The organism is Staphylococcus sp. EG-SA-2 (assembly GCF_017152085.1).
The window spans coordinates 1-994 of record NZ_JACYHC010000907.1 but is presented as its reverse complement, the minus strand read 5'-3'; the positions used below and the strand labels follow the sequence as shown (position 1 = coordinate 994).

At 27.4% G+C, this 994-nt stretch carries 1 protein-coding gene and 1 pseudogene; both read right to left on the bottom strand.

The window, feature by feature from the left end; genetic code table 11:
• Positions 1–271, bottom strand: a pseudogene (locus IDG60_RS22615) (FUSC family protein); the annotation flags it as partial.
• Positions 272–650: 379 nt separating this feature from the next.
• Positions 651–854, bottom strand: a complete 204-nt coding sequence (locus IDG60_RS22610; protein WP_001621913.1) for a hypothetical protein — start codon at positions 852–854, stop codon at positions 651–653.
• Positions 855–994: the final 140 nt, after the last annotated feature.

Here is a 994-nt window from a genome sequence, read left to right as displayed (position 1 = left end):
AATTACAAATTATTACAGTTCGCAGCTTAGATCGCGACGGACCTTTAAAAACATAAATATGGGCTAGTGTTCCGGTTGCAACTAATAATCCAAATTGGAAATTACCACATAAGTAACCGATTATTGCGGGAATAATCATTAACAGTCCCTGTCTTACACCTTTATAAAAGTCTAAGTTAAGTCGATTGATTTTTATGAGTGATGTCAAAAAGATGTCATTTCGACTTCTCCTTTCCTTGTCAAAATATTTCCATAATCTTTTTATTAGCATAGTTAAAATGAATTTGTTGCTATAAATTTTAATTACGCAACATATGTCATTATAACACCTTATACTCAATTATCTAAATTCAAAAACTTTTAAAGTCCAATTAAAATTATTTTCTAATGTTATTTAACATCGTTGAACCTTTGGTCGCCCACCTTTGCGCTAGTTAAGATTTATTTGTGACATGTTGAAATTATTTTAGTGAATACGATATTTAGGGTTAGAAAAACATTCACATAGACTTAAGGTTTATTTACTTCATATTATTCCTAGGGTTCATGATCCAAACTATAGTGAATTTAAAAAAGTTTATAAAACATATTTGCCTCATAAGCTTGAATAGTTCCTATATTCGTTATTTAAAATGACATTCGATGTCAGTTCATTTCTTAAAATATCGAAAGATGATTACGTATAATATATATAGTGACGTATTTACAAATAATGGCAGTAAGCAGTACAAAATGATTACACAAAAATTTCCTTCTACTCGATAAATTAAGAAGTATAAAATAATTAAAAAAATACTTATAATCAGACCTATAAGAGGCAAACTTCTAATATATTTCTCTAAGTTTTCCTTCATATGTATAACCTCCTAAAATTTATATGTACTTTTACAAGCGTTACCTGACTAATGTTTTAAAACTTTATTTCTTTACATATATCATTTTAATAACTTCCCGTTCATCTTAAACCATATCTGTTTTAAAAAGTTTCAATTTC